This window comes from Vampirovibrionales bacterium, assembly GCA_016712355.1.
Lineage (GTDB): Bacteria > Cyanobacteriota > Vampirovibrionia > Vampirovibrionales > Vampirovibrionaceae > JADJRF01.
The window spans coordinates 1,736,996-1,762,709 of the sequence record JADJRF010000005.1 but is presented as its reverse complement, the minus strand read 5'-3'; the positions used below and the strand labels follow the sequence as shown (position 1 = coordinate 1,762,709).

Genomic DNA, 25,714 nt, shown 5'->3' with positions numbered 1-25,714 from the left:
CGCGGACGCTTAAGCCAGCGCGCGCTTTTCCCGAAGCGTCTTTACGCCACGCCTGACGACAGATGCGCCGACGCCAGGGCCAATTGATACGGATTGCGCAATTGTTGCCATTGCGTCATCGCGATTTCGACAAACTGCATGCCCCGTTCCTGGCGCTGAATACGCTGGACGCCCTCTGGCAGGCGATTGGCCATCGCCAGATACAGTTCGCCCACAGCGCTTGCCGCATCGGCAATCAACGGCAGGAAGCCGGTTTGCTTGATTTCGGGCCACAAGGGCTGCAAACGCTCGCCCGCCGCGCGAATATCGCCTTGAGCCAGTAGAATGCGCGCCATCGTCAGACTCAGCAGATAACGCTCGCGGGTATTGCCGACATCCGGTTTTTCGGCGATTTCCAGCGCGCGGGCGGCGATTTCCAGCGCAGGTTCGAGGCGACCCTGGACGAGTTGGGCTTGCGACAGCAGACGCCAGCAAATCAGCGCGCAGGAAGCGAATCGGCGCTCCGCGCTTTCGGCAGCCATCCCCTCGAAAATACTGAGCGCGTCGGCGGCGCGATTCTGCCCCAAGGCGATACGCCCGGCCTCGGCATTGATTTGAATCCAGGTGTAATAATCATGAGCCTGCTCGGCCTTGTAAAGGCTATGCAGGGTCAGATCCTGGGCGCTCTTCCAGTCGCCTTTGTCGATGTGGAGCGTCATGGCGAGCAGGCCCCATTGGCCCAGCAGTTCATCTGGACGCGGGAGGGCTTCGATCTCGGGGAGAAGGGCGTGCAGATGGCGATCGACGCTCTCATAGGCGCCGCGCCACAGAAAGCCGCGAATCCGCGAGAGCTTCATCGAGAGGGCCAGCGCGCCATAGCCCCGCTCTTCGGTCAGGGCGAGCGCATGGCTGAGCGCCTCGGAGGAATCGGGGCGGCATTGCCAGAGATCGATCTCGTGGTGCAGCCAGCGCGCGGTAAACAGGGATTCGGCGAGGGTGGGATCGCGCAGGGCGTCAGAGTTTTCGGTGAGCGGGGCGAGTTCGGCAATCAGCAGCTCGCGGGTTTTTTCGAGGCGACCGAGGCGATACAGACAACCAAGGCGCGACGCCTGCAAGATAGCGTGTTCTTGCGGCGAGCTTTGGCGAGAAATCAGCGCGAGGCTCTTCTCGAGAACGTCGTGCGCTTGTTGAAGGCGTCCCATGGCTTCGTAGCCTGCGGCGAGATAACCATAGGTCTCGATTCGGCGGGCGCTGTCGCCTTTTTCTTCGGCATAGGCGGCAGCGCGCTCCAGTAGGGAAACGGCCAGAGCCGGATCGTCGTCGAGATTCAGCATGCCCAGATTGCAATACAGCCGCGCCGCCAAATCAGCGGCATCAGGCGAGGCTTTTTTCTGGAGCAGGGCCAGAGCCTGAGCAAAGGCCAGATTCAGCCCGACGCGATCGCCGATCTGCGTACACCAGACCCCGGCCAGATTCCAGTAATGGAACGCGCGATCGCCCATCCCGGCGCGTTCAGCGTGCATGGCGCACAAGAGGGGATTGACCGTGACGCGATTACGGACGAGATTCTCCAGATATTCGCTGGCCAGCTTATGCAGGTCGGCGCGCAGTTCTGGCGTCAGGCTGCGATAGACAAGCTCCCAGAGAATCCGGTGACGGAAATGCCCTGTCTGCTGGAAATCACTAACGATAAACTGTTGCACCGTCAGGTGTTCGAGGATGCGCTGAAGCGTTTCGATATCAAACTGACACAGATCCACGAGCGTCTTGAGCGTGAAACGCTCGCCCAGCACGCTGGCGACTTGCAGGACATAGCGCTGTTCGGCGGAAAGACCGTCAAAGCGGGCTTGAATCATTTCTGCTAGCGACGCGGGCAGGCTCAGCGCAGTTTGATCGACATTGGGATTCGGCGCAAGCTTGCCGGTCTGCGGGTTCACCCAGAATACCTGGCTGATTTGCAGGTAGGCTATAGCCTCAAAGAGGTAAATCGAGCGGCCTTGAGAATAGGTCATCAGGTCGTCGATATGGCGTGAGGAGAGGGTTTCCAGCGTCCCGGCAAAAGGGCCTGAACTCAGGAAGCTGACGATTTCTTCTTGATTAAGATCCGAAATAACGACATTTCGAGAAGTGTGCAGCGCCAAGACCTGCTCCAGACGCCCCAGCGGCAAGAACTCGCGATCGTGCGTCAACACCAGACACACGCGATGCGACAGCAAGCCGCCCTCGACCAGACGAACCAGCAGCTCCAGCGAAGCCGCATCGGCCTGATCCAGGTCTTCGATCACCATGACGACCGGCATTTGCTGGGCCATGTGCGCGATAAAATCGCCCATATAGCGCTCAATATCGCCCAGCCCGTCGAGCGCGTCGAGCTGAATCGGAGCAAGCGGATTAATCAGGAAGAAATTGCTCCAGAAGCGCATCGCCTCGGGCGGAGCCTGACCGCGATAGATGTGGTTGAGCGTATGCGACAGCCAGGACTGTAAACTGCCCGGATCGGAGCCTTCGAGCATCATGGGCAAAGCGTTATGGAACATCTCGATCCAGAGCAGCAGCGGCAGGCCGCGCCCGCCGAACGAGGCGTAATTGCTGCCCTGAAACCAGACCATTCGCGGTTGGCGCGGGTCGGGGGCGAGGGCGCGCAGTAGCAAATTGCTGACGATATAGGATTTGCCAACGCCCTCATTGGCCGACAGCGTGAGGATGCGCCCGGCGGCGGATGGGTCGTCGATAAAGGCGCTCAATTCGGCAATGAGGGTTTCAACGCCTTTTTCGTAGCGGACGTTGGCCGATTCTGGCGCGCGACGCCCACAGAATAGCGGCGGAGAATAGCCCGTGACCGTCTGGTGGGCCGTATCGCGCAAGGGTTCTTGCGGCATTTCCGCGCTGGCCATCGCTGACGGAGGAGGCGCAGCGCCCATGCCCATCATCCCCAAGACGCCAATCATGGCAGGATCATCAGGGGGGGGCGAGGCAAACGCGTCCATGTCCGTCGTTTCGGGCGTCAGCGTCGGGCTGGGGTGAGAGTAAGCATCGAGGGAATCAGACGCAGCAGGCGACTCAGGCGGACCCTGAAACCGGGCGTCAGCGTCAGCGAGACCGGGCGACGCGGCGGCGGCTGCCAGAGACTCGCGAAATCCACCCGCCTCGCCCACAGGCCCCGAAGCGTGCGGCGCTTCATGAGAAGCCGCTGAAAAAGCCGCTGGCGATAGTTCTGACGCACCGTCAAGAGACTCGTCCAACGAGGGCGCATCTCCCGTCGCGCGGGGAAAGAGCAGAGCAAAAACATCGTCTTGCGACTCGCCTTGCGGGGCGCCGACATCTGGCGCCGTCAGGGGAGAAATTGCGCTGACCGGCGACAAAGGCGACGCGTTAGGCGAAGATTCCGGCCCGACCAGAGAAGCCGCAGGATCAGGCAACGATTCAGACCGAACGGGCGACAGTGGCATTTCCGGGTTTGGGTGCGGGCTTGATTCCGGGCCTTTGTCAGCGGCGTCGGCGACAATGGCCGGGTCCGGCATCACGGCGGGACGCGGCTTGAGAATGCGGTAAAACGTCTGAAAGGTCTCGCCAATGCGGATGGGGCCGACGGGTTCGACGGCGTAGTCGTCTTCAAACAGCGTGTAAGCCTGTTCACTGGCGACAACCATGCCGGGAGAGGCGACCGAGCGCTCAATAGCTGATGTCATGGGCTGACGCTCGCCTGCAGACTCCAGAGCCAGGCCGATTCGGATTTTAAGGGGCAACTGCTGAAACGTCAGGGGCTCTTCCAGCACCTGCAACGACAGCGCGACAGCTTGAGCCACGGACGCATAAAGCGTCTCTTGGCGCGGAAAAATAATAAACAGGATGTTATTTCGGACGGATTCGACCACGCCTTGCGCGCGGGCGGCCATTTCTTCGATACGGGCGACGCATTCGCCGCGATAGCGCTCAATCAGAGACGGGTCTTGCACCGAAGACGCCAACTGGACGAAGTTCATAAACTCAATGGAAATCTGCGCGAATTGCGTCAGATGCGACTCGTCGGCGGGCGGCTCGGGCTCGGGCTCGGGCTCAGATTTCGGCGCCGGCGCATGCTCAGGCGCGCTGTCCAGTGTCAGGGCATTGGAATCAGCGAGGCCCGCCGCATCGTTCGGGCGCTCATACGCAGCAGCCAGCGCCTCTTCTTCTGCAGCGGCCAAGCGCGATTCAATCAGGGTTTGAGACGACTGGCGGCCTTTAAGCGGCAACGGACCCGGCGTTTTTTCGGTGAGCGCAGGGGCTTGCGCGTCGTCTGACTCAGCCGCATCGCTCAGCGATTCAAAACGGCGTCCGCAAAAGGCGCAAAAGCGGTTAATAATAGCATTGGTCGAGCCACAGCCGGGACACGACTTCTCAAATAGAATCGCCCCGCCTGCGCTTGAGGCCGGGGGCGGCATCGCCGACGATGACTCCCGAGGCTGGTCTGCGGTCACTCTCTGAACCCTTGACGCTTGACCCTGACGGCGCGAACCCTCTCCGTAAAAAGGGCCGCCAAGCCCGGAAAGGCGCAAGCGCTGATTCCCGACCTCTTGCCAGTATAGCCGATTCAGCCTGATCCGTAGGCGTCGGTCGCAGAGGGGTTACAAAAATTCACGGCGAAGCAGCCCGCGCAACTCCGCTTATAAGAATTGAGGCTGACTGGGCGTTTCCTCAATATGGCGCTCAATCACCTGCTTTTGAAGCTCGAACAGGGCCAATTGAGGGTTGCCATCGAAGAACTCATCTGCAATGGCCTGAAACTGACGCCATACGCGCTCTTCTGGCGTGTTTTCGCACGACCGCGCCAGATGGAACGAATAGCGATGATGCAAACCCGGATTCGGGTGGGTCATGCGGGTGACCGCTCCCTTGCGCGTCAAGCGCCCCAGCACCACGAGGATGGTTTGGATGGGGTAGGCCACGCCATAGGTCTGCAAAATGCGATTGGTAATCTCACGCGCCGTGACGCCGTCGGCCGACGACGGCTCTTCTTCGAGAGCCGCCAGGGCTGCCAGCGCCATTTCATTCAGAGGTCGTCGCGCATCACGAGTCGCCACGCCTAAGCCCAACCCAAATTAGTAAGGAGCATCCTGATTTTGCGCGTTGACGGGGCTCAAAGAGCGTCCATGCATGCCATACGGCAGAATCATTCTGGATATTCTATCCTAAATACGGCCATTCGTATATCCCGTTGCGATTCTCCGCGCCGGTCGCCGCGCGCGAGCCCTTGCAAAGGCGTCGGGGTTTTGGATATAGTCGGGAGCATCGGATTGGATGCGCTCGTAGCTCAGTTGGATAGAGCGCATGGCTACGAACCATGAGGTCGGGAGTTCGAATCTCTCCGAGCGCGCCAGTCCGTTTCCGTTGTCATCATCAGACGCCAGACGCATGCTCGCGGATGCCGGGCGCCATAAAACCGCAGGGCGCTACGGGGCGACAGCCACATGCAGGGCGCAGACGCCGCCCATCAGGTTCTCAAAACGCGCGTCTTGCAGGCCGACGCGCGTCATCATCTCAACCAGCGCGTGCTGAGGCGGAAAAGCCTGAGCTGAATGCGGCAGGTATTGATAGGCCTCGCCATCGCGCGCAATCAGGCGGCCCAGAATGGGCAGAATCGCAAACCGCCAGCCGCGCGAGAGTCCGTGCAGCAGCGGGGTCGGACGGCTCATCTCGAGAATCGCCAGCCGCCCGCCCGGGCGTAACACGCGCGCGATTTCTCTCAGGCAGCCCTCGGCGTCGGCGACATTGCGCAAGCCGTAGGCGATGACCACCCCGTCAAAGGCGTCATCCTCAAATGGCAGACGCATCGCATCGCCCTGCATCAACTCGCAGGGGGCGTCGCGCAAGCGGCGGCGAGCAATGGCAAGCATCTCCTCGCAGAAATCGACGCCGACCACCCGCGCCGTCGGCGTCTGGCGGAGAATTTCCAGCGCCAGATCGCCTGTACCGCAGCACAGATCCAGCGCGCGCTGACCCGCCTCCAGACGCAGAGCCCGGCACGCGCGCGCCTTCCAGCGCCGATGCAGGCCGAAGGTCATCACGTCGTTCATGAGATCGTAATGCCCCGCGATACGCGAAAAAAGCGCCTGAACATAGTGCGGCTTGCGCGCAGGTTCGGGCAACGTATAGGGCTGGACCTCAGGCGATGGCACGCCGTCCCCTCTATAACAAGAGCGCCGGGCAAGCCGTCAAACGGCTGCCTGAGGCGCGATAAGCGGAGATGACATAAAAATGGCGGGGCGGACGGGACTCGAACCCGCGACCTCCTGCGTGACAGGCAGGTGCTCTAACCAATTGAGCTACCGCCCCATATCATTCGGGCGACTTCCAGATATAACACAACGGGATTGCGCAAAACAAGAGGCGCCCGTCAGCGCGCAACGGGTTGGCGCGCTAACATCGACGGCGACGTCATTTCGGCGGGAATCGGCAGGCCCATCAGGTCGAGGATCGTCGGAGCAATCGAGCTGAGACCATAGCGGCCTTGCGTATCGAGCTTGAGGCCCGGATCCGACGAGACGAGCAGAAACGGCGTGTCGTTGGTCGTGTGCGCGGTGTGCGGGCCGCCGTCGGCGTCGATCATCACCTCGATGTTGCCGTGATCGGCGGTCAGCAGCAACGTGCCGTTGACGCGGGCCAGCGCGTCGACAATGCGCCCAAGCGCCAGATCAACCGCCAGCACGGCGCGAATGGCCGCCGGCAGGACGCCGGTATGGCCCACCATGTCGGGGTTGGCGAAATTGGCGATGATGAGATCGTAACCGCCGCTCTCAATGGCCTCTACAATCGCGTTGCAGACTTCGGGAGCGCTCATTTCCGGCTGAAGATCGTATGTGGCGACCCTCGGAGAGGGGATTAACGCGCGGTTTTCGCCAGGATAAGGCTCTTCGCGTCCACCATTGAGAAAATACGTGACGTGCGCGTATTTTTCGGTTTCGGCGCAGCGAAATTGCTTTAAACCGGCGTTGCTGATGATTTCCGGCAGGATATTGGCCAGCGGGTCTTTATCGAAGGCGACCGGCAAGCCGAAGCTCTCGTCGTAGGGGGTCATACAGACGAAATGCAGGTTTTCCGGCTTTTTGGCGCGTTCAAATCCCGTAAACTCACGCTGAGTGAAAGCGCGGGTCAGTTCGCGCGCGCGATCCGGCCTGAAGTTAAAGAAAATAACCGCATCGTTGTCCTGAATCCCCTGAAACGTCAGGTCACACACCGTCGGCAAGACGAATTCATCGCCCTTGTCGTCCTGATAGCTGGCCTCCAGCGCGCGGGTGCTGAACAGGACGCGCTTGCCGTTGGCCAGCGTCAGATTGTCGTAAGCAAGCTGCACGCGTTCCCAGCGGTTATCGCGATCCATGGCGTAATAGCGTCCGCAAATGGTTTGAATCGGCGCAAAGCGCAATTCTTTAAGCTTTCGTTCGATTTCTGCGAGCGGTTCGCCTGCGCTGCGCGGCGGCACGTCGCGACCGTCGAGAAACGCATGGACAAAGACGCGATCCAGCTTGTCCCACTTGGCCATATCGAGCAGCGCGAGCAGATGATTCTGATGGCTGTGAACGCCGCCGGGACCAATCAGACCCATGAAATGAAGCGCGCTCTGGTGATTGCGCGCGTGCTCAACCGCCGCGCGAAACGCAGGGTTACGGAAGAAATCGCCCGTCTCGATCGCTTTGTCGATGCGCGTGAGTTCCTGGTAAACCACGCGCCCGGCGCCGATGGTCGTGTGACCCACCTCTGAGTTGCCCATCTGGCCTTGCGGCAAGCCCACGGAGTAACCTGACGCATCGATGGGAATCCAGGGGTGATTGGACATCAGCGCCTCATAGCGCTTGGGATGGGCCAGCGCAATGGCGTTTCCTTCGGTCTGCGGGGTCAATCCCCAGCCGTCAAGAATCAGCAGCAGAATCGGCGTCTTGGTCATATAATGGAAAGGCCTTTCAATTGGGAGGCGGCGATTCCCTCTGTTGTATCAAAAACAGCCCCTTCTTTCGACCCGCGCGCATCCCCTTCGCCATTGCCGCGCCCGGTTAACCGCGTTACATCAGAAGCCCGAGGTAGGTTCCCCATGGATTACGCTTATTTTGACGGCGGCTTTATTCCGCTCAGCGACGCGAAAATCAGTATCCGCACGCACGCATTTTTATACGGCACGGCGCTTTTTGAAGGGATTCGCGGCTATTGGCTGCCGGAAAGCAACAGCGTTAGCATTTTTCGGATGCGCGAGCATTATCAGCGCCTGCTGGACAACAGCAAAATCTTCCGGCTGACCCCCAGCCTGACGCTGGACGACCTGATGCGGATCACCGTCGAGCTGATCCAGAAAAATGCGCCGAAGACGGATACGTACATCCGGCCGACGCTCTATAAAGGAGGCGAAATCATTACGCCGCGCCTCGACAAGACCAGTAACGATATCTGCATCTGGACGGCCCCCCTTGGCGAGTATGTCGATATCTCCAAAGGGCTGCGCGTGATCACGTCAAGCTGGCGGCGCGTGGATGATAACGCGATTCCGCCGCGCGCCAAAGCCACAGGGGCTTACATGAATTCGGCCCTGATCGTGACAGACGCCCGCCTGATGGGCTTTGACGACGCCATTGTGCTGAACGCCGACGGCTCCGTATCAGAAGGCTCGGCCATGAATCTGTTTCTGGTGCGTCACGGCAAGCTCATCACGCCGGGACGGACGGATAACATTCTGGAAGGCGTGACCCGCGACGCCCTGATTACGCTGGCCCGCGAGGTGTTCGGTCTGGAGACCGAAGAGCGCACCGTCGATCGCACGGAGCTCTATATGGCCGATGAAGCTTTTTATTCGGGCACCGGCGCCCAGGTCGCGCCCGTCACGGAAATTGATCTGCGGCCGGTGGGCGACGGCAAGCCGGGGCCCATCACGCTGAAACTGCAAGAGCTGTATTTCCGCGCGGTGAAGAACCAATTGCCTGCGTACAGCCGCTGGTGTACGGTCGTTCCCATTAAATGACGGTTCCTATGAACGAAACGCGCGCGCCGGGACGGCTGGAGGCGATGGCCACGCAAGCGCTGTCGGCTCTGGGCACGGCGTTGACGTTTCTCGCGGAAGCCGTTGCCCATATTGCGCAAGGTCGCATCAACTGGCGGTTGACGCTGGCGCAAACCGCCGCCATCGGCTTTGATTCCGCGCCGATGAGCATTATCATCTGTCTGGTGGCCGGGTCTGTACTGGCGTTGCAGACGGCGGCCAAGTTCGCGCAGACCGGCGCCGACGCCTATGTCGGCGGGCTGGTCGCGCTGGCGATTGTTCGCGAAATAGGGCCGATTTTCACGTGTATGGCGGTCGGCGCGCGCGCCGGCACTGCCATCGCAGCCGAAATCGCCAACATGAAGGTCACCGAGCAGATTGACGCGCTGACCACGATGAACGTCAGTCCCGTACGCTATTTATTCGTCCCCAGGCTGCTGGCCTGCGTGGTCGCGTTGCCGCTGCTGACCATTGTGGACTCGCTGATTGCCATCATCGGCGGGATGCTGATCGCTCAGAACGTCTCATATCTGCATTACAGCAAATATCTGGAATCTGTCTGGCTGTATCTCAAGCCGTATGATATTCGGGTTTCTCTGATTAAATCGATGATTTTCGGCGTAATTCTGGCCGCTATTTGCTGCACAATTGGCTTAACAACGCGCGGCGGAGCCAAGGACGTAGGAGAGGCCACCACGCGCGCCGCCGTGTGGACGGTGGTTGCCATCCTCATCGCAGATTTCTTTCTGACCTGGATGTTTTTCGGGTCTTCATTTCAAAAATAGCGCCCGCCGGGACATTACGCATAATGAGCCAATTTTATGACGGTTTCAGAGTCCAGTTCATCGCCAGCGCCGCCTGACGCGGGGTGGCGCATGGCGCAGGCTGACGCGCAGACCTATGCGGGCCTGCCGACGGTTTTCTTCTCGCACTTGACGCCGACGCCTGTGCGCGAGCCTCGCGTCGCGATAGTCAACCACGCCCTGGCCCGGACGCTGGGCCTTGACCCCGATGTGTTGGACAGTCCGCAAGGCGCGCGCATCCTCAGCGGAAATGAGTTGCCAGACGGCGCAAGACCCTTGGCGCAAGCTTATGCAGGGCATCAGTACGCGCGCTTCGTTATGCTCGGAGACGGGCGCGCCCTCTTACTGGGCGAACACCTGACGCCCGACGGTCGCCGGGTAGACATCCAGCTAAAGGGATCCGGTCCCACGCCGTATTCTCGCGGCGGCGACGGACGCGCGGCGCTGGGCCCGATGCTGCGCGAATACGTGATCAGTGAGGCCATGCATGCACTAGGGGTCGCCACTACGCGCAGTCTGGCCGTGGTGACGACGGGCGAGACCGTCTATCGCCAGACGCCGCAGCGGGGCGCGATTCTCACGCGCGTGGCGGCCAGTCATTTACGGGTTGGGACGTTTGAATACGCCGCCTCGCTGGCAGATCCGCTGGCGGTCAAAGCGCTCGCCGATTACGCCATCGCGCGCCATTATCCTGAGGCGATGAGCGCGCGTAACCCGTATCTCGCCTTTTTAAACGCGGTTTCGGCGCGTCAGGCCCTCTTGATCGCCCAATGGCAAGCCATCGGGTTTATTCATGGCGTGATGAACACCGACAATATGGCCATCAGCGGCGAAACCATCGATTATGGGCCCTGCGCCTTTCTCGACGAATACGATCCCGCCGCCGTCTTCAGCGCCATCGACCGGTACGGGCGTTACGCCTTTGGCAATCAGCCCGCCATTGCGCAATGGAATCTCGCGCGACTCGCCGAAACCCTCCTGCCCCTTCTCGATGAAGACGCGCACGAAGACCCGCAAGCGGGGCTCAGCGTCGCGCAAGATGCGCTTCGTCCCTTTCTAAGCCACGTACGCGCGGCCTGGCTGGGCATCACGCGCGCGAAACTGGGGCTGTTTAATGAAGAAGACGATGATGACGCGCTCGCCCAGAATCTGTTGACGTGGATGCGCGACCAGCGCGCTGATTTCACCAATACATGGCGCGCGCTGATCTCTGAAGGCCAGTTACAGAGCGACGATCTATTTCAGGACGCAGGGTTTCTCGCCTGGCGCACGCGTTGGGAAGAACGACGCCGGCGCCAAACGGAGCCATGGGCGCTGTCCGCGGCGCGCATGCGGGCCGCCAGTCCGGCGATTATCCCGCGGAATCACGCCGTTGAAGCAGCGCTGACGGCATGGGTCGAGCGACAGAACGAAGCCCCGTTCAAACGCTTGCTGGCCGCCCTGGCCGCGCCGTATGACGATCCGACGCCTGACGCTCAGGCCCAAAATTCAGAAGACGCTTCGCTGCGCCGACCGCCAACACCACAAGAGCGCGTACATCAGACATTCTGCGGGACTTGATACGCCTGTGACGCTGCCGCCGCCGCTCGCCCTCCCTCTTCCCGTCGTGATTTTCCGCGCGGACGCCTCACGCGCCATCGGGTCAGGCCATCTTATGCGCTGTCTGACACTGGCGCAAGCTTTGAGCGCGCGCGGGGTTTCCTGCGGCTTTCTGTGTCGGCGCGCCGACGGGGATCTCATCGACTGGATGCGTGAGCAATCTTATTTTCAGCAGGCGGGTTTTTTCACGCTGGAACTGGCTCCAGACGTTCCCGACGTCCCGGCGAGCGTCGCCGCGTTACAGGCGTTGCCCGCGCGTCCCGCATGGCTGGTGGTGGACCACTATCAACTGGACGCCGACTGGGAACGCGCCATTCGGCCTTATGCCGGGAAGATTCTGGCGATTGACGATCTCGCGGACCGCCCGCATGCCTGTCATCTGTTGCTCGACCAGAATCTGCACCCGGACACGCAACGCTATGCGGCGCTCCTGACGCCAGAATGCCAGCCGCTCCTAGGCCCGGCGTTTGCGCTGCTGCGCCCGGAATTTCTCTCGGCCCGCGAGGGTCTTTCGCCGAGAAACGGGGATTTTCGGCGCTTGGTAGTCTCCTTTGGCGGCAGCGATCCGCAAGACGAAACCGGCAAAACGCTGAAGGCGATTCAAACGCTTGAAAATCGCACTTGGACGGCAGAGGTGGTAATCGGCGGGCAAAACGCCCGTCGCAAAGCGCTTGAGGCTCAATGCGCCGCTATAACCGGCGTAAGGGCGCATGTAAACGTGTCCTATATGGCAGAGCTGATGGCCCAAGCGGATCTGATGGTCGGCGCCGGCGGTACGACGAGCTGGGAGCGCGCCTGCCTGGGACTTCCCGCGTTGGTGACGCTGATTGCGGAGAATCAGCGCGAATTGACGCGGCATTTGAGCGATCGCGGCGTGGTGCGAAATCTGGGAGCGGCGGACGACGTTTCTCCCGAGGCGATCGCCGAAGCGCTTCTATGGGCGGAACACTCTCCAGACTGGCTGCGTGAGGCGTCGCGCGCGGGCATGGCGCTCGTGGACGGACATGGAGCGGCGCGCGTTGTAGCGGCGATGGGATTTTAAAGGCGAGACGACTCTATCAAGGGCCGCCTTCTCAAAATCGCGGCCAATGGGCAGGATTCACGAGAGCGTCGTCATTCACGGCGAAAGCGGCATAATCAAGCCCATGGCTGACGCGCGCAGAGTCGCGGTAGGCAGCCAGAATCTCCAGCAGTTGCGACGCAGCGGCGACGCCGCAGACGATACGATCGATTGCCCCCACGCCCTGAACAAAACCCAGCGCCCCCGCCAATGGCGAAAGCCCCTGGGCCTGAATCGCCGCATGATAGGCGCGCAGAGAGGAGCGCCACGGCGTAAAGTAATCGGGCAGCGCCTCAGGCGGCATTAAGAGCGCTCCCTGCAAAAAAATCGAGCGCGCATGCAGCTCAATCCCCTGAGAGTTCAGCCCCTTAAGGAAATCATCCGCAAGCAGACGCTGATCCATTACGTTGAGGGGCAGTTGAATGAGGTCGATAGCAAAAGCATCTGTCACGCGCTCTATTTGCGCGCGGGTATAGACGGAAACGCCGATTTTACGGGCCAGACCTGCAGCCTTGATCGCCAGCATCTCCTCAAACAAGCATTCGCCGCCCGGCGTCAAGAGATCATCGGCGTGATGAATCAGCAGCGCGCCAACTTGAGACACGCCCAGCCGCGCCAGAGAAGTCTCAAAAGCGGCCCGCAGGGTCCGGGCGTCGTCTGCGTCAAGACGGGCTCGGGCGAATCGCGGCGTCTTGGTGATGCAATCAAAGTCCGCACAGCCCGGCCCGTTTGACAGACAGCGCATCGCGTCCCCCAGCGCGCTTTCGCTGACGCCATAGGCGGGCGCAGTGTCTAGCGTGCGCACGTTCGCCTGAGCCGCAACGCGCAGAATCGCAACAATGTCGTCAAGCGAGGGCTGGCCCTGAGCGTTGGAAACACCATAGGGCATACCGAATTGCGCCGTTCCCAGCGCAAGCTTCATACGCCGACGCGCTCAAGAGCCGTCTGAAGCGCAGCGACCACGCGGTCTTGATCCGCTTCAGACAAGCCAAAATAAAGGGGCAGGGTGATCGCCTCCCCGTAATACGCTTCCGCCTGCGGAAAATCGCCATGCTGAAAGCCCATGGCGCGATAATACGGCTGCGTATGCACGGGAATATAATGAACATTCACCCCGATGGCGGCGGCGCGGAGCGATTCAAACACCTCGCGTCGACGATGAGCGGCGTCTTTCAGGCGCACGACGTACAGATGAAATGACGACGCGCCCGCCGGATCCTGCCAGGGCAGGGTGAGCGGCAGGTGAGCCAGTTTTTCATCGTAGCGACGCGCCAACGCTTGACGCCGCAGGACGAATTCGTCGAGTCGCGCCATCTGGCTCAAGCCGAGCGCCGCTTGAAGATCCGTCATTCGGTAGTTAAAGCCCAGCGCCAGTTGCTGGTAATCCCACGGGCCGTGGGGCGCGCGCGTCATCTGGGCCGGATCACGCGTGATGCCATGACTCCTCAGGCTTTTAAGCCTCTCATACAGGCGCTGATCGCGGGTCGTCACCACGCCCCCTTCGCCGGTGGTGATAATTTTAACGGGATGGAAGCTGAATACGGCCATCTGCGAATACGCGCAATCGCCGATGGGCCGTTGCTCATAGCGTCCGCCGACCGCATGGGCGGCATCCTCAATAATGCTTACCCCGTAATGCGCCGCTAATTGCCCAATAGCCCGCATCGCGCAAGACTGCCCGGCAAAATGCACGGGGGCCAACGCCTTGGGCAGGCGTCCGGAAGCGGCGGCGACGGCAAGTTTTTCAGCGAGTTTGCCTACATCGAGGTTATACGTCTGCGGGTCGATATCCACGAAATCCACCTGCGCGCCGCAATACAACGCCGCATTGGCGGTAGCGACAAAGGTATTGGGCGACGTCCAGAGCCAGTCTCCCGGACCCAGCCCCACAGCCAGACAGGCCAGATGAAGGCCTGCGGTCGCGCTACTGACAGCGACCGCGTACGGAACGTCGCAATAAGCGGCCACGGCCTGCTCAAAAGCCTCAATCGCCGGGCCTTGCGTGAGAAAATCAGACGTCAGGACGCGAACGACCGATTCCACATCGCGCGCGTCGATGGTTTGTCGACCGTAGGGAATATACGCGTCGTCTGCCGCCATCGGACGCCCTCTAATCAGGAAGCAGTCTGCGTCTGCGGCAAGCTGAACTGAAGACGCGCGTTCAGGTCAGCGATTTCAGAAACCGTCATAAAATGCGGGTTGCTGTCCGAGCTGTATTCGAAATCTTCATCCACATGAAAACCGGTCTGTCCCAAGGGATTCCGCGTATAATCAACCGTTTTGAGGAAATTAACCGTCGGCTTGATAATAAAGAACTCCGGAAACTCAATGGTGTCGCGCGCATTGTCTTTGGGGCAAAGCAGCTCATGCACTTTCTCGCCGGGGCGAATGCCGACCAGTCGCACAGTGGCGGTGGGATCCATGGCGCGCGCGAGATCCACAATACGAATTGAGGGAATTTTCGGGACGAAGGTCTCACCGCCCTGCATACAGGCAAAGGCCGTCAGCACCATTTCGACGCCCTGCTCAAGGGTAATCCAGAAGCGCGTCATTCGCTCGTCGGTGATGGGCAGCTCACGTTCGCCGCGTCTGAGACGCTCATAGAAGAAGGGCAACACCGAACCGCGCGAGCCCACGACGTTGCCGTAGCGCACCACAGAGAACTTGGTAGGTTTACCGCCGCCCCAATAACCGGCCGATACAAACAGTTTGTCGGAGAGTAATTTGGTTGCGCCGTATAAATTAATCGGGTTGGCGGCCTTGTCGGTGGAAAGCGCCACGACTTGCTTTACGCCAGCTTCCAGTGAGGCTTTGACGACGTTTTCGGCGCCGTAGACGTTGGTCTTGATGCATTCCATTGGGTTGTATTCTGCGGCCGGGACTTGTTTCAGCGCGGCGGCGTGAATGACGTAGTCCACGCCCTGCATTGCTTCTCGCAGACGCGCCAGATCGCGCACGTCGCCCAGAAAATACCGCATGCAGGGGTGATTAAATTCCTGCGCCATTTCAAATTGCTTCAACTCGTCGCGCGAAAAAACGATCAATTTACGCGGGGCAAAGCGTTCGAGAATCATTTTGACGGCCATTTTGCCAAAAGACCCGGTGCCGCCGGTGATAAAAATTACCTTGTCGTTAAACATCGCGCTTGAATCCAATCCATGATTGATGAAGGGAAAGAAAACAATTCCGAAAGAAAAATCCTGAAAGAAAAATTCTGAGAGAAAAACAGGGAAAATCACAAGCAGAAAAGAAGACCCGTCCAGCCAAGGGCTCTCGATCAGCCAGACGAAGCGGCATTCTACCATAAGCCCCCCCGGGCGAAAACGCATGATGAAGCCCCTCTGAGCGGCCTTTCTCAGGAGGTTTCTGGAGAGGGGAGCCTGAGGGCGGGTTCTCCAGCGCTTCGGTCTCAGGACAAAAGCAAATCCCAGCTCAAGGGCTCGCCCTGGGAGACGGCGCGCACGACGCGGCGTCCCAACAGGCGATCATAATATTTAGGAGGCAAACCGTCGCCGGGACGCACGCAGCGCAGATTTTCGGTCGTCAAGGTTTCTCCGGCGGCCATATCACGCGCAATATACAGCGAGCGACGAAAAACCAGAGACTCCGCCTCTGCTCCCTGTGGCCCGTAAGCGACACGGCCCAGCGATTGCCAGGCGCGCGCGGATTCCGTCGCCAAAAGGCGCAGCTCCTCAGGCTCCATGGAAAACGCCGCATCGACGCCGCCATCCGCACGACTCAGCGTGAAATGTTTTTCAATCACGCTCGCCCCCAGCGCCACCGCAGCCAGCGCCACCCCGACGCCCAGCGTATGATCCGACAGGCCGACCTCCACGCCAAAAAGCACTCTTAAATGCGGAATCGTGCGCAAGTTAGCGTTTTCTGGCGGCGCGGGGTAGGCGCTGACGCATTTGAGCAGAATCAACGATCGGCATCCGGCATCGCGGGCGGCGCGGACCGCTTCGTCCAATTCGGCCGCCGTGGCCATGCCGGTCGACATAATTAGCGGACGACCCGTCGCCGCGACCTTGCGAATCAGTGGCAAATCAATATTTTCAAACGAAGCAATTTTATAGCACGGCGGATTAAAAGACTCGAGGAAGTCGACTGCCGAGGCGTCAAACGGCGAACTGAAACAGATGATCCCGCGTTGACGGCAGCGCTCGAAAATTGCTTCATGCCACTCCCACGGCGTGTAGGCGGCTTGATATAACTCATACAGCGAGCGCCCCTGCCACAGGCTATTGGGGTTCTCAATAAAAAACGCGCCCTCGCGTTTCGCCAGCGTCATGGTTTCAGCCGTATAGGTCTGGATTTTAAGCGCATGCGCGCCCGCTTGCGCCGCCGCATCAACGAGCGCAAGCGCCCGATCCAGCGATTGATTATGATTGCCAGACATTTCCGCAATTATCCACGGCGGATGCCCCAGACCAATCGCGCGATCGCCGATAAGAATCGCGTCAGAAGGCAGGTTTGGCAAATCGGAGGAAGTCATTCGAGCATTCTACCCAAAACAAAGGCTTCAGCGGCATCCACGCCGACCGAAGCGCCGCGCCAGCGCGCCAGATGGGTGACCGCCTCCAGCGAGCGCGCGTGCGGCCATGGACGCATCTCGCAAGCATAAGCCGACAGCGCTTCGAGCTTTTGGGACAACGTTTCAGAGATATCCACAAACCAATCCGGCGCAAACGGCGTAGCTGAGGCGGGGGGGCGCCACTCGGTACTCGATGGGGTCTCAAAAAAGAGCAGACGTTTGACGCAACAGCCCGGAAGCGGCCGGCACGCGGTCACTGTCGCCTCGTGAACGCGCCGATGGTCTATATTCACGTCATGGGCGGCATGCGTATAAACAATGTCGGGCTGAAAGCGCTGGAAAAGGCCTTCCACAAAACGAATCACATCAAGGCGAGGACGCTCATCCATGCGATTATCCGCAAAATCGCCCAATACAAGTTCTTGAACGCCGAGAATGTCATTAGCGGCGCGGGCGGCGCGGGCCAAAGCCGATAGCGCCTCTCCACAGGAAGCCCGCTCACTTGACAAAACCCGGCTGGTAACGCCTTCCGCCAGAATCGCGACGAATACCTCGTCGCGCCGCTTGGCATGTCGGGCCAGCGCGCCGCCAACGCCCAGTATTTCATCATCTGGATGGGCAACCAGCGCCAATACCCTGCTCATACCACGTCCTCCGATTCGATGGGGCGGATGACGACGGTTGCCGTCACGCCTTGCGCATCTTCACTCAGAATGGCGTCGCGAAACGACAGATGCAGACCGTCTACTTGTAAAAATGCGGGCGGATAGCCCGGCGCATCCAGCATTCGAATATGATCATAAATTTGATGCGCCGTCCGCACGCCAGCTAAATTGCTCTGGTACGGCTTCCGGCGCGCAAATATCGTGGCGTCTCCGCATTGGGGAACGGGGGTTGGTTGGGAAGCCAGCAGTTCAACGATCATCTCCTCGATAATTGCGCTGGCCTGTTGATACAACGCCTGAGCCGATCCCTCGCGCAGGCTGAACGGACGTTTCAGGTAAACGGGGCCTGCATCCACTTGCGCTTCACAACGCAACGCAGAGATCTGCGTGTCGTAAACGCCTCGCGCAATTAAATTCTGCAGCGGGCTGCCGCCACGGCCATAAGGGACGTCGGTCATATGAAACACAACGCATTCAAAAGCTTCGTAGATTTCAACGGGAATTCTCCACGACCAATGAGGGAAAAATACGTATCGCGGCTTAAGCGCCGTTAAATAACCCAAAGTTAATTCTTCGGGCGCTGAAATCAACGTAAACGAACAACCTGTTTTAAGACAAAGTGACTCTTTCATGGCGCAATGCCACGGTTGCGCGCTGACAAGAACACATTGCGTCACAACGCTGCGCCTCCAGCGCGATCAAGGGACTTCCGATAACGGATCAGCGCAGCGCTATACCCGGATTTTTCAAAAGCCTTTCGAGAGCCGATATTTTCAGACAAGACGCTCGCTTCTACCGCAATAACGTCAGGATGAGCTTCTCGCAGCCATCGCTCACCCGCCAGCAGCAGGGCGCCGCCATAACCCTTGCCGCATTGATCAGGCACGACGTATATAGAAACCTCCGCGAGGCCTTCCGGCGTCAGGTCATAGCGCAGCACGCCAATCGGCTGATGATCCGCCGTTTCGCCAATCAACAGGATTTGGGCGGGATTGATAAGAACACGCCGAAACCAGGACAGATGCGCCTCCAGCGTCAACGGACGAGAATCCAAAAAATAACGCCGGGTACTTTCTGCGTTTCGCCAGTTAAAAACCGACTCAGCGTCTGTTTCAACAGCCAATCTCAAATGAACGCTAGTCGGACTGGGCATTGAACTCTTCTCGCAGCAAGCCGTATTCCAGCAGATCGGCATAACGACCATTTTTGTAATGCGCTTGTCGACGGCGTCCCTCAAGCGTCATTCCCAACGAGAGCGCCAGTTTTTGCATGGCTTCGTTTTCTTCAGACGTGCCGCAAGTAATTCGACGTAAATTCATCGCATCGAACCCATGACGACAGATTAACAGGGAGGCCTCACGGGCATAGCCCTTTCCCCACTTTGTTTTATCACCCATTAAAATCGCGAAATCGGCCTGACGAGAAATCCAGTCGATGCGACTCAACGCGATATTACCCACATGGCAATCGTCTTCTCGCAGGCAAATCGCCAATGCCAGCGTCGCCGGATCGTCATTCACGCGCCGAATATAAGCAGCCGCCTGATCCGGCGCATAAGCGAATACATGATGACCATTGTGTCGGCAGACGTCCGCGTCATTCAGCCAGGCTGGGTAAGGGCCTTGGGCGTCTTTTTCGAGCAGAGGACGCAGATAGACGCGCGCTCCCGTTAAAAAAGGCGAGTTCATCGGCGCGACGCTTCCGGCGAATCTTTTAAGGGGATTTCCTGGATGACAGGCTGAGTCGCCGCATAATTTACGCTGAAAACACGAATACGATTGTCACCTTGTTTAAAGCTCTGTTCTGGAAGCGTACAGGCGAACAAACGGCCAGAGCCCATGGGTTTAATCAAGGGATACGAGCACCAGACGGAATCGTTTACAGCCACCAGCAGATCAGATGGCAATTTTTGAGCGCCTGTTGAAATAATTTCACCCATTAAGTGCGAAGGAACAAGTCCAGAAGAAACGTCTACTTGCAGAAATTGCTCAGGCGCGGCCAAACGAAACGCCAGCCCTGAGGCCATGGGCGCTCTCAAGGCGCTGACAGGCTTTTTGATAAAGTCATGATGTGGACCCGAATCGTACAGGCGATCCGTCGAGCCGTCGCCAAACCAGTTTATTTTCCGCTGGAGAGAGGCGGTGCGCTGCTGAGCTGACGGCAGCGGGAAGGTATACCATTTTTCGCCCAAATTATCGACAATACGCACCGACGTCGGCGGGCGGTAATCCTGACTCAGCAGTGATTTCCCCTGAACGGGGCCGGGCAGCGGCAGACGGGCCATCTGCGCCAGGGTTGGCAAAATATCAATCGTCAGCGCAGGCCGATCCACGATTCGCCCTTGTCGCTGGCCCGGCGCATGAATAAGCAACGGAACAGGCAAAATATCCTCATAATTGCCGGGAAGCAGCATGCGACGCTCATGGCCAATGCCTTTCCAGCTTGCGCCGTGATCGGCAACCAGCATGATAATAGACTGATCGTACAGATCCAGGGCTTTCAATCGACTGATAAATTGTCCGAGCCAGACGTCTGCGGCGCCGAGCTGCATGAGGTGGCGCTGATAGTCGTAATAAATTTCGCGATCATCTTCCCATTTTGTAAAATATTTATGATAACCCGTTTCGTAATAATGACCCGATGGCGTGTAATTATAAGGCACATGCGGGAATAAAATATGCATAAAATACAGCGGCGGCTTATCGCCCGCTTTCATCGGCGTCATACGGTTCAGAAAGCGCTCAAACAGCATGCGCTTATGATTTACAACTATTTTTTTAAATCCGCGGTGAGACTTCAGTCCCAACACATCCTGAAAACGGTTTTTAGGCGGGGCCACGACAGTCGCACCATCGTGAGAATGCGAAGTCGTTGACTCCGGCGGCGGCTGATCAGGATCCACAGGGCGGATATGCGCCTGAGTATTATCGCCTTGTTGATGACCCTCCTGGGCCGCAAAATCGCCCCAGTTATTCGAGACATCCGGCAAAGACGCCGCAAGAGCAGGAGGAGAAATTATATGCGAATAGACGAAATATAAATCTTTTAATGAACTCAGCAATTTTTTAAAGGGCTTTTTACGTTTTTGTTCACATAAATACTGCGGACAAAGGCTCGTGTGCTTTTCGATGACATTTTGAAACTGGTGGGTTTTAGACAGCAGCGTAAATAAATTAACCGACAAATGCCCTTTAGAAGGCGTTGGATCGCTGAAAGGCATCTGACCGCTTAAAATTGAAGGCACCGCCCAAAGCGTAGACCCGCCAACCGTATATGTATTTTTATACCAGGTGGCGCGATTGGCAAATTCATGAAAATTCGGGTAACGCGCCGCATCTAGCTGACCCGATCTGTCCAGCAGGGAATTCACCGGCAACTCATCGAGAATCAGGACAATTACCGGCGGATGCGCCTGATGCAGCATCGCATCGCTCACATGAGGGTTAGAATAACCCGTGGGCCTGGCAAAAAGCAGCGGAGTCGCCTTCGAGAAAAACAGGAAAACCACAGGAAAAATCAGCGCGGCAGGTGAGAGAAAGCGTAAAAACGATCGAAAAGAGGAATGTTTCCAATACGCCTGCGTCAGTAAAAACCCCGCCAATAAAGCGATTGGAATGAGAAATAAATCCCAAGATTTGAAGAATCCCAGCAAAATTGGCATCACGACAAGCGCAATTAATCCGACCATAAAGAAGCTGTGAAGCGCCTTTTGAAGGCGCTCTCCTCCCAGTACGCCGGACAAAGATTTCAATAGAATCAAAACCAGCGGGATTCCTAGCGACAGAACCGATGCCAGTAGTACAATATCCGTAAAATCCAGACGGTTGGCGGCAATAAAGCCCGGCTGATCGCCCAAAAGACCCAGGATCGGCTGCGTGATCGCAAAAGCGCTTAAAGCCACCAGCGCCAGATTATCCAGCCAGGTATCCCGGTTAAAAGAGAAACGCATGCGTCAATAGCCGCCTTGACTTGAATTGTAACATCGCATTTTATTGGGCGCACCTTACTATAAACAACTGCCAAGAACAGCAAAAAACCGGCAATTAAAAAGTTTTTTAACGACTTGACCCCTGCAAGACGGAGTGTTAGGATTCACGGACCTTTAGTTGTTTTTGACGCGGACGCAAAGCCCCTCACCGCGATTGACCTGACGCCAAGGCGCTCAGGCTGGCCTTAAAGGACCGCAACAAACCGTAATCACTGCCTAAGGAGTTATTGGATGGCTCGCTTTAAACCGCTTGACGCGCTTGTCGCTCTGACGCTTGTGTGGCTTTTTACGCCGCAAACGGCCTTCGCCTATCTTGATCCTGGCGCTGGCAGCTTTGTGGTGCAAGTGGCTGTGGGCTCCTTGTTGGGGGCCATGTTCTTTTTCAAGAATTTTTTCGGGCAACTAAAGTTTAAGATCCAGAAATTTTTCAGCTCTAAACAAAAAGAAGTATGAACGAGACGCTCTGCGCACAACAACATGCGCACTCTTTTCGAGACCCGGACGGATTTATTTTTACCGCAGGCGCGGATTTGTACCGTCAAATCAACCACAGCGGCAAGCCTGCTTACGACCAATTAATAAGCTCCGGGTTATATCAGGCGTTGATTGAAGACGGCAGCCTTATTTCGCATGAGGAAATCCACGCTTCACGCGCGCTGGATGCTCAGTCGGCGTATAAGGTTATCGCGCCGCAGAAAATTCCTTTTATTTCGTATCCTTACGAATGGTCCTTTGGCCAGCTTCAAGATGCCGCCTTACTGACGCTGCATCTTCAAAAAACAGCCCTTTCTCACCAGATGACCCTCAAGGATTGCAGCGCCTATAACGTGCAATTCCATCGCGGGAGGCCTGTCTTTATTGACACGCTGTCGTTTGAGCCTTACGTGGAAGGGACGCCGTGGACGCCCTATCGGCAGTTTTGCCAGCATTTTCTAGCGCCTCTGGCATTGATGAGTTTCACTGACATTCGCCTGTCGCAATTATTGCGCTTATACATTGATGGCGTTCCGCTGGACTTGGCCAGCAAACTCCTGCCCTTTAAGACCCGTTTCAATTTTTCGCTACAAACGCACATTCATTTCCATGCCAGCGCGCAAAAAAAACATGAAACCACCTCAAGCGCGCCATCGCCCAAGTCCGGGAGCGGACGGGTGTCCAGACTGGCCTTGATGGGATTGATTGACAATCTTGAGAGCGCCGCGCGCGGACTGCGCTGGGCCCCAAAAGGCACCGAATGGGGCGATTATTATGAGAATACCAATTATTCTGACGCGGCGTTTGACGCGAAAAAATCGGCCGTCGATACGTTTTTAACGCAACTCGACGCGCAGACGGTTTGGGATATGGGCGCCAATTGCGGCGAGTTTAGCCGGGTAGCAAGCCAGCGCGGCATCCCGGTTGTGTCGTTCGATATTGATCCCGCGGCGGTTGAAAAGAATTATCGACAGGTCAAGCGCGAAGGGGATCCCTTGATCCTGCCCCTCACAATGGATTTAACCAATCCGAGTCCCGCCATTGGCTGGGCGAATCAGGAACGTGACGCTCTGGCGCAGCGCGGGCCGACGGATACGGTATTGGCGTTGGCGCTGATTCATCATCTGGCGATTTCCAATAATTTACCGCTCAAACAGATTGCCCGCTTTTTTGCAAGCCTATGCCAAAAATTGATCATTGAATTCGTTCCAAAAAACGATTCACAGGCGCAGCGCCTGCTGTCTAGCCGAAAGGATATTTTTGGCGAGTACGACGAGCCTCATTTTATCGAGGCGTTTAACCAGGAATTCGAGATTATCGCCTCGACGCCGATTGCGGGTTCTCAACGCACGCTGTTCGCCATGCGAGCGCGAGCGCGATAACACGCTCACGTATCATCATCCATTCGTCGTCAGCGACTGAATCAGATGTATCACGTTTTGCGTCGGCGTCTGGATCCAGTCAAGTGCAGGCAAAGAAGCAGGCGGATTCAGTAACAGGCCGCGCAGTTCGGCCAGAAGCGCCTCCTGAGAAGTAATCGCGCAGACATACCCTCTTCGTGACAATACAAACGGATCGTCTCCTGTCAGATTTAATTGCGCGCTTACAATGGGCTTGCATGCCATAAACGCTTCAATCAATAACATCGAGAACATACCGATAACAACGTCTGAGACTGCAATCATCTCGTCGGGGTCGGTTTCACGATTCAACATGATGCGCAATTTTGGGTGAGACCATGCGCGTATGACAGACGCCAGACGGTCCGGCGCTTCTCGCGGGTGTAATTTAACAATTAGACAAATCGGCGGCATCTGCGGATCGTCTAACAAAGTTTGCAGCGCCGTCAGAATAGCCGTTAAAGTCGTCACCTCGCTATAACCGTACGGGGAGCGCCCTTCGTACAGAGTCTCCAGAGGTTGAGACGCGAACGTCAGCGCGCGCGCATCCAGTGGAATTCCCAGCTGATTGCGAAGGGTTTGAACATCTTGAGGCGTCCAGGTGCGCGAGCGTTCGTGAATCCACTGAAAATAAGGTTGCCCGGTAACAACGAGCGTCTGCGGCTCAAAACCCAGGGCCAGCATTTCGGCGCGGGCAAAGGCATCCATCAGCGCGATGCGATCCGGCGTATAATCGCGATCATGTACGGCGTCCGACAAGCCGCCAGAGGAAAATCGGACGCCATAATTCATCCATTGATCGAGAATCGCAATACTGGGAATATTAAATTGAGACGCGGCGCGCCATAGCCATTTTTCGGTAAAATCGTCTGCGCTGGTACCGGTGACTATGCAATCGGGCGCAAGGCGCCCCATAAATGAAGCCAACTCGCCGGGCGAAACGTCTGGCGGAAGTTCAAGACCGCTGAATCCGGCTTGCTGATAACACCCCAAGGCGAAATCTTTGCCGTAGAGCAACGCCTCAAATCCCTGAGCCGCCAAGGGCTCCAGCAGGGGAATCAGCGCGCGAGCGCCGCCAGGATCGCGAGAAAATAAAAAAATTCGGGACATCTCGACGCTCTGCGCAGGACTATTCAAAATCAGGGTTCTATGTTAATTGTAGACGTTGCAAAGCGCAAGGATTCTCCGCAATGGAACAGGCGCCAGAAGCAATTCTAAACGTCTTGATTATCGGGGCCGGGCAGATCGGCGCGTTTTATGACACGCCGCAAGACGTCGCTATTTTAACGCACGCGCATGCCTTTACGGCGGATCCGCGGTTTCGTCTGGTCGGGTTTTACGATGCGCAACCGTCTCGATCTCAACAGGCGCAAGCGCGCTGGGGCGGACAGGCGTTTTCCAGCGTTGCAGCGGCGTTCCAGAACCAGGCTATTGATATTGCCTGCATTACCGCGCCAGACGAGGTTCACGCCGAACTGCTGCAAAAATTGGCCACTTATCCCGTTCAACTGGTTTTTTGCGAAAAACCGCTGGCGACAGATTTAAATCAGGCGGATCGTATTCTCTCGCTTTATCAACAGCAATCGATTGCGTTGGCGGTTAATTATACGCGTCGTTATGTACCACAGCTTCAAACCCTCAGGCGCAACATTCAGACCGGACGCTATGGCGATTTTATAGGCGGCTGCGGCATGTATGGTAAAGGCTTGCTGCATAATGGATCGCATTTACTGGATTTGGTTCAATTTTTTGTGGGGACGCTGAGTCCGGTGGCAGACCATAAGAGCATAGGCGAGACAATCTACGATTATACAGAATCGGATCCCAGCGTAAGCGCTCTTTTAGAAAGCACTCGTCAGAAACAATTTTATTTGAAAGCGATTGATTCTCGCCTATATACTCTGATGGAAATCGATCTGATGTTTGAGCGCGGCAGGATCCGTCTAAGCGAGTGCTGCCGTCAGCTTGAAATTTTTGACATCGCGCCGGATCCCCTGTTCGCCGGCTATCAGGGACTGCGCCCAACCTCGTGCGAGATGACGGATTATACCCGCGCGCTCGCCTTCGCCGCCGACAATTTATATCAGGCGCTGCGTCATGGCGCGCCGCTGCTTTGCTCGGGACGCGACGCGCTGCAAACTCTAAAGCTTTGTAAATCGTTGATTTAAGGCGCGCGCGTCTTGGTGCTAAAATAAGCCTCCGTTAACTGGG

The 25,714-nt window shown here is 57.6% G+C and carries 21 protein-coding genes and 2 tRNA genes; 8 read left to right on the top strand and 15 right to left on the bottom strand.

What is annotated here, in order from left to right:
* Positions 1-41 precede the first annotated feature (41 nt).
* Together IPK79_09565 and IPK79_09560 are read right to left on the bottom strand one after the other, a co-directional pair.
* Positions 42-4,400 (bottom strand): AAA family ATPase, encoded by a 4,359-nt coding sequence (locus IPK79_09565; protein MBK8190679.1) that lies wholly within the window; start codon positions 4,398-4,400, stop codon positions 42-44.
* 222 nt (positions 4,401-4,622) lie between these two features.
* On the bottom strand, positions 4,623-5,039 hold the full coding sequence (locus tag IPK79_09560; protein MBK8190678.1) for a hypothetical protein: 417 nt from the start codon (positions 5,037-5,039) through the stop codon (positions 4,623-4,625).
* Between the two features lie 219 nt (positions 5,040-5,258).
* Here IPK79_09560 and IPK79_09555 point away from each other — a divergent pair.
* Positions 5,259-5,335, top strand: a tRNA-Arg gene (locus IPK79_09555).
* Between the two features lie 73 nt (positions 5,336-5,408).
* On the opposite strand, the gene ubiE is transcribed toward IPK79_09555, so the two are convergent.
* From ubiE to IPK79_09540, 3 genes are all read right to left on the bottom strand, one after another.
* Positions 5,409-6,134 (bottom strand): bifunctional demethylmenaquinone methyltransferase/2-methoxy-6-polyprenyl-1,4-benzoquinol methylase UbiE, encoded by a 726-nt coding sequence (gene ubiE, locus IPK79_09550; GenBank protein MBK8190677.1) that lies wholly within the window; start codon positions 6,132-6,134, stop codon positions 5,409-5,411.
* Between the two features lie 80 nt (positions 6,135-6,214).
* Positions 6,215-6,291 (bottom strand) — tRNA-Asp (locus IPK79_09545).
* Positions 6,292-6,352: 61 nt separating this feature from the next.
* Positions 6,353-7,900 (bottom strand): 2,3-bisphosphoglycerate-independent phosphoglycerate mutase, encoded by a 1,548-nt coding sequence (locus IPK79_09540; GenBank protein MBK8190676.1) that lies wholly within the window; start codon positions 7,898-7,900, stop codon positions 6,353-6,355.
* 144 nt (positions 7,901-8,044) lie between these two features.
* Between IPK79_09540 and IPK79_09535 the strand changes: the two genes are divergently transcribed.
* The 4 genes from IPK79_09535 to pseG all read left to right on the top strand — a co-directional run bounded on the left by IPK79_09535 (position 8,045) and on the right by pseG (position 12,424).
* Positions 8,045-8,962 (top strand): branched-chain amino acid transaminase, encoded by a 918-nt coding sequence (locus IPK79_09535; GenBank protein ID MBK8190675.1) that lies wholly within the window; start codon positions 8,045-8,047, stop codon positions 8,960-8,962.
* A complete protein-coding gene (locus tag IPK79_09530) occupies positions 8,959-9,765 on the top strand; it encodes an ABC transporter permease (protein MBK8190674.1) in 807 nt (268 codons plus the stop codon). Before IPK79_09535 ends, IPK79_09530 begins: the two co-directional genes overlap by 4 nt.
* 90 nt (positions 9,766-9,855) lie before the next feature.
* Positions 9,856-11,343 carry a YdiU family protein gene (locus tag IPK79_09525; GenBank protein ID MBK8190673.1) on the top strand — a complete coding sequence of 496 codons (1,488 nt, stop codon included), beginning with the start codon at positions 9,856-9,858 and terminating at the stop codon, positions 11,341-11,343.
* A gap of 7 nt (positions 11,344-11,350) precedes the next feature.
* Positions 11,351-12,424 (top strand): UDP-2,4-diacetamido-2,4,6-trideoxy-beta-L-altropyranose hydrolase, encoded by a 1,074-nt coding sequence (pseG, locus tag IPK79_09520; protein MBK8190672.1) that lies wholly within the window; start codon positions 11,351-11,353, stop codon positions 12,422-12,424.
* A 31-nt stretch (positions 12,425-12,455) separates the two neighbouring features.
* Here pseG and IPK79_09515 read toward each other — a convergent pair whose 3' ends face one another.
* From IPK79_09515 to IPK79_09475, 9 genes are all read right to left on the bottom strand, one after another.
* Positions 12,456-13,364, bottom strand: coding sequence for an aldo/keto reductase (locus IPK79_09515; protein ID MBK8190671.1), 909 nt, complete (start codon positions 13,362-13,364; stop codon positions 12,456-12,458).
* On the bottom strand, positions 13,361-14,542 hold the full coding sequence (gene pseC, locus IPK79_09510) for a UDP-4-amino-4,6-dideoxy-N-acetyl-beta-L-altrosamine transaminase (protein ID MBK8190670.1): 1,182 nt from the start codon (positions 14,540-14,542) through the stop codon (positions 13,361-13,363). Before pseC ends, IPK79_09515 begins: the two co-directional genes overlap by 4 nt.
* A gap of 14 nt (positions 14,543-14,556) precedes the next feature.
* A complete protein-coding gene (gene pseB / locus IPK79_09505) occupies positions 14,557-15,582 on the bottom strand; it encodes a UDP-N-acetylglucosamine 4,6-dehydratase (inverting) (protein ID MBK8190669.1) in 1,026 nt (341 codons plus the stop codon).
* Positions 15,583-15,851: 269 nt separating this feature from the next.
* Positions 15,852-16,937, bottom strand: coding sequence for a pseudaminic acid synthase (gene pseI / locus IPK79_09500; protein MBK8190668.1), 1,086 nt, complete (start codon positions 16,935-16,937; stop codon positions 15,852-15,854).
* Positions 16,934-17,620 carry a PIG-L family deacetylase gene (locus IPK79_09495; GenBank protein ID MBK8190667.1) on the bottom strand — a complete coding sequence of 229 codons (687 nt, stop codon included), beginning with the start codon at positions 17,618-17,620 and terminating at the stop codon, positions 16,934-16,936. The genes pseI and IPK79_09495 overlap by 4 nt, the downstream gene beginning before the upstream one ends.
* The gene (locus IPK79_09490) at positions 17,617-18,099 is read right to left on the bottom strand and encodes a hypothetical protein (GenBank protein MBK8190666.1); all 483 of its coding nucleotides are present in this window, start codon (positions 18,097-18,099) and stop codon (positions 17,617-17,619) included. Before IPK79_09490 ends, IPK79_09495 begins: the two co-directional genes overlap by 4 nt.
* Before the next feature lie 215 nt (positions 18,100-18,314).
* Positions 18,315-18,794: a GNAT family N-acetyltransferase gene (locus IPK79_09485; GenBank protein MBK8190665.1), complete on the bottom strand. Its 480-nt coding sequence runs from the start codon at positions 18,792-18,794 to the stop codon at positions 18,315-18,317.
* On the bottom strand, positions 18,778-19,329 hold the full coding sequence (locus IPK79_09480; GenBank protein ID MBK8190664.1) for a GNAT family N-acetyltransferase: 552 nt from the start codon (positions 19,327-19,329) through the stop codon (positions 18,778-18,780). Before IPK79_09480 ends, IPK79_09485 begins: the two co-directional genes overlap by 17 nt.
* Positions 19,326-21,590: a sulfatase-like hydrolase/transferase gene (locus IPK79_09475; protein ID MBK8190663.1), complete on the bottom strand. Its 2,265-nt coding sequence runs from the start codon at positions 21,588-21,590 to the stop codon at positions 19,326-19,328. Before IPK79_09475 ends, IPK79_09480 begins: the two co-directional genes overlap by 4 nt.
* Positions 21,591-21,860: 270 nt before the next feature.
* Here IPK79_09475 and IPK79_09470 point away from each other — a divergent pair, with 270 nt between their 5' ends.
* Together IPK79_09470 and IPK79_09465 are read left to right on the top strand one after the other, a co-directional pair.
* Entirely contained in the window at positions 21,861-22,082 is a 222-nt protein-coding gene (locus tag IPK79_09470) for a hypothetical protein (protein ID MBK8190662.1), read from the top strand.
* Complete coding sequence (locus IPK79_09465) at positions 22,079-23,485, top strand: SAM-dependent methyltransferase (protein ID MBK8190661.1); 1,407 nt, start codon at positions 22,079-22,081, stop codon at positions 23,483-23,485. Before IPK79_09470 ends, IPK79_09465 begins: the two co-directional genes overlap by 4 nt.
* Positions 23,486-23,500: 15 nt before the next feature.
* Here IPK79_09465 and IPK79_09460 read toward each other — a convergent pair whose 3' ends face one another.
* Positions 23,501-24,613, bottom strand: coding sequence for a glycosyltransferase (locus tag IPK79_09460; GenBank protein MBK8190660.1), 1,113 nt, complete (start codon positions 24,611-24,613; stop codon positions 23,501-23,503).
* A gap of 80 nt (positions 24,614-24,693) precedes the next feature.
* Here IPK79_09460 and IPK79_09455 point away from each other — a divergent pair, with 80 nt between their 5' ends.
* Positions 24,694-25,671: a Gfo/Idh/MocA family oxidoreductase gene (locus IPK79_09455; protein MBK8190659.1), complete on the top strand. Its 978-nt coding sequence runs from the start codon at positions 24,694-24,696 to the stop codon at positions 25,669-25,671.
* The last annotated feature ends 43 nt before the right edge of the window (positions 25,672-25,714 follow it).

What these genes read in the sequence shown, in the direction of transcription:
- pseC (MBK8190670.1), bottom strand. Translation starts at nt 14,542, where the DNA reads ATGGCGGCAGACGACGCGTATATTCCCTACGGTCGACAAACCATCGAC.
- IPK79_09530 (MBK8190674.1), top strand. Translation starts at nt 8,959, where the DNA reads ATGACGGTTCCTATGAACGAAACGCGCGCGCCGGGACGGCTGGAGGCG.
- IPK79_09490 (MBK8190666.1), bottom strand. Translation starts at nt 18,099, where the DNA reads ATGACCGACGTCCCTTATGGCCGTGGCGGCAGCCCGCTGCAGAATTTA.
- IPK79_09475 (MBK8190663.1), bottom strand. Translation starts at nt 21,590, where the DNA reads ATGCGTTTCTCTTTTAACCGGGATACCTGGCTGGATAATCTGGCGCTG.
- IPK79_09455 (MBK8190659.1), top strand. Translation starts at nt 24,694, where the DNA reads ATGGAACAGGCGCCAGAAGCAATTCTAAACGTCTTGATTATCGGGGCC.
- IPK79_09515 (MBK8190671.1), bottom strand. Translation starts at nt 13,364, where the DNA reads ATGAAGCTTGCGCTGGGAACGGCGCAATTCGGTATGCCCTATGGTGTT.
- IPK79_09470 (MBK8190662.1), top strand. Translation starts at nt 21,861, where the DNA reads ATGGCTCGCTTTAAACCGCTTGACGCGCTTGTCGCTCTGACGCTTGTG.
- IPK79_09460 (MBK8190660.1), bottom strand. Translation starts at nt 24,613, where the DNA reads ATGTCCCGAATTTTTTTATTTTCTCGCGATCCTGGCGGCGCTCGCGCG.
- pseB (MBK8190669.1), bottom strand. Translation starts at nt 15,582, where the DNA reads ATGTTTAACGACAAGGTAATTTTTATCACCGGCGGCACCGGGTCTTTT.
- IPK79_09525 (MBK8190673.1), top strand. Translation starts at nt 9,856, where the DNA reads ATGGCGCAGGCTGACGCGCAGACCTATGCGGGCCTGCCGACGGTTTTC.
- pseI (MBK8190668.1), bottom strand. Translation starts at nt 16,937, where the DNA reads ATGACTTCCTCCGATTTGCCAAACCTGCCTTCTGACGCGATTCTTATC.
- IPK79_09465 (MBK8190661.1), top strand. Translation starts at nt 22,079, where the DNA reads ATGAACGAGACGCTCTGCGCACAACAACATGCGCACTCTTTTCGAGAC.
- IPK79_09565 (MBK8190679.1), bottom strand. Translation starts at nt 4,400, where the DNA reads ATGCCGCCCCCGGCCTCAAGCGCAGGCGGGGCGATTCTATTTGAGAAG.
- IPK79_09540 (MBK8190676.1), bottom strand. Translation starts at nt 7,900, where the DNA reads ATGACCAAGACGCCGATTCTGCTGCTGATTCTTGACGGCTGGGGATTG.
- IPK79_09495 (MBK8190667.1), bottom strand. Translation starts at nt 17,620, where the DNA reads ATGAGCAGGGTATTGGCGCTGGTTGCCCATCCAGATGATGAAATACTG.
- IPK79_09480 (MBK8190664.1), bottom strand. Translation starts at nt 19,329, where the DNA reads ATGAACTCGCCTTTTTTAACGGGAGCGCGCGTCTATCTGCGTCCTCTG.
- IPK79_09535 (MBK8190675.1), top strand. Translation starts at nt 8,045, where the DNA reads ATGGATTACGCTTATTTTGACGGCGGCTTTATTCCGCTCAGCGACGCG.
- IPK79_09485 (MBK8190665.1), bottom strand. Translation starts at nt 18,794, where the DNA reads ATGCCCAGTCCGACTAGCGTTCATTTGAGATTGGCTGTTGAAACAGAC.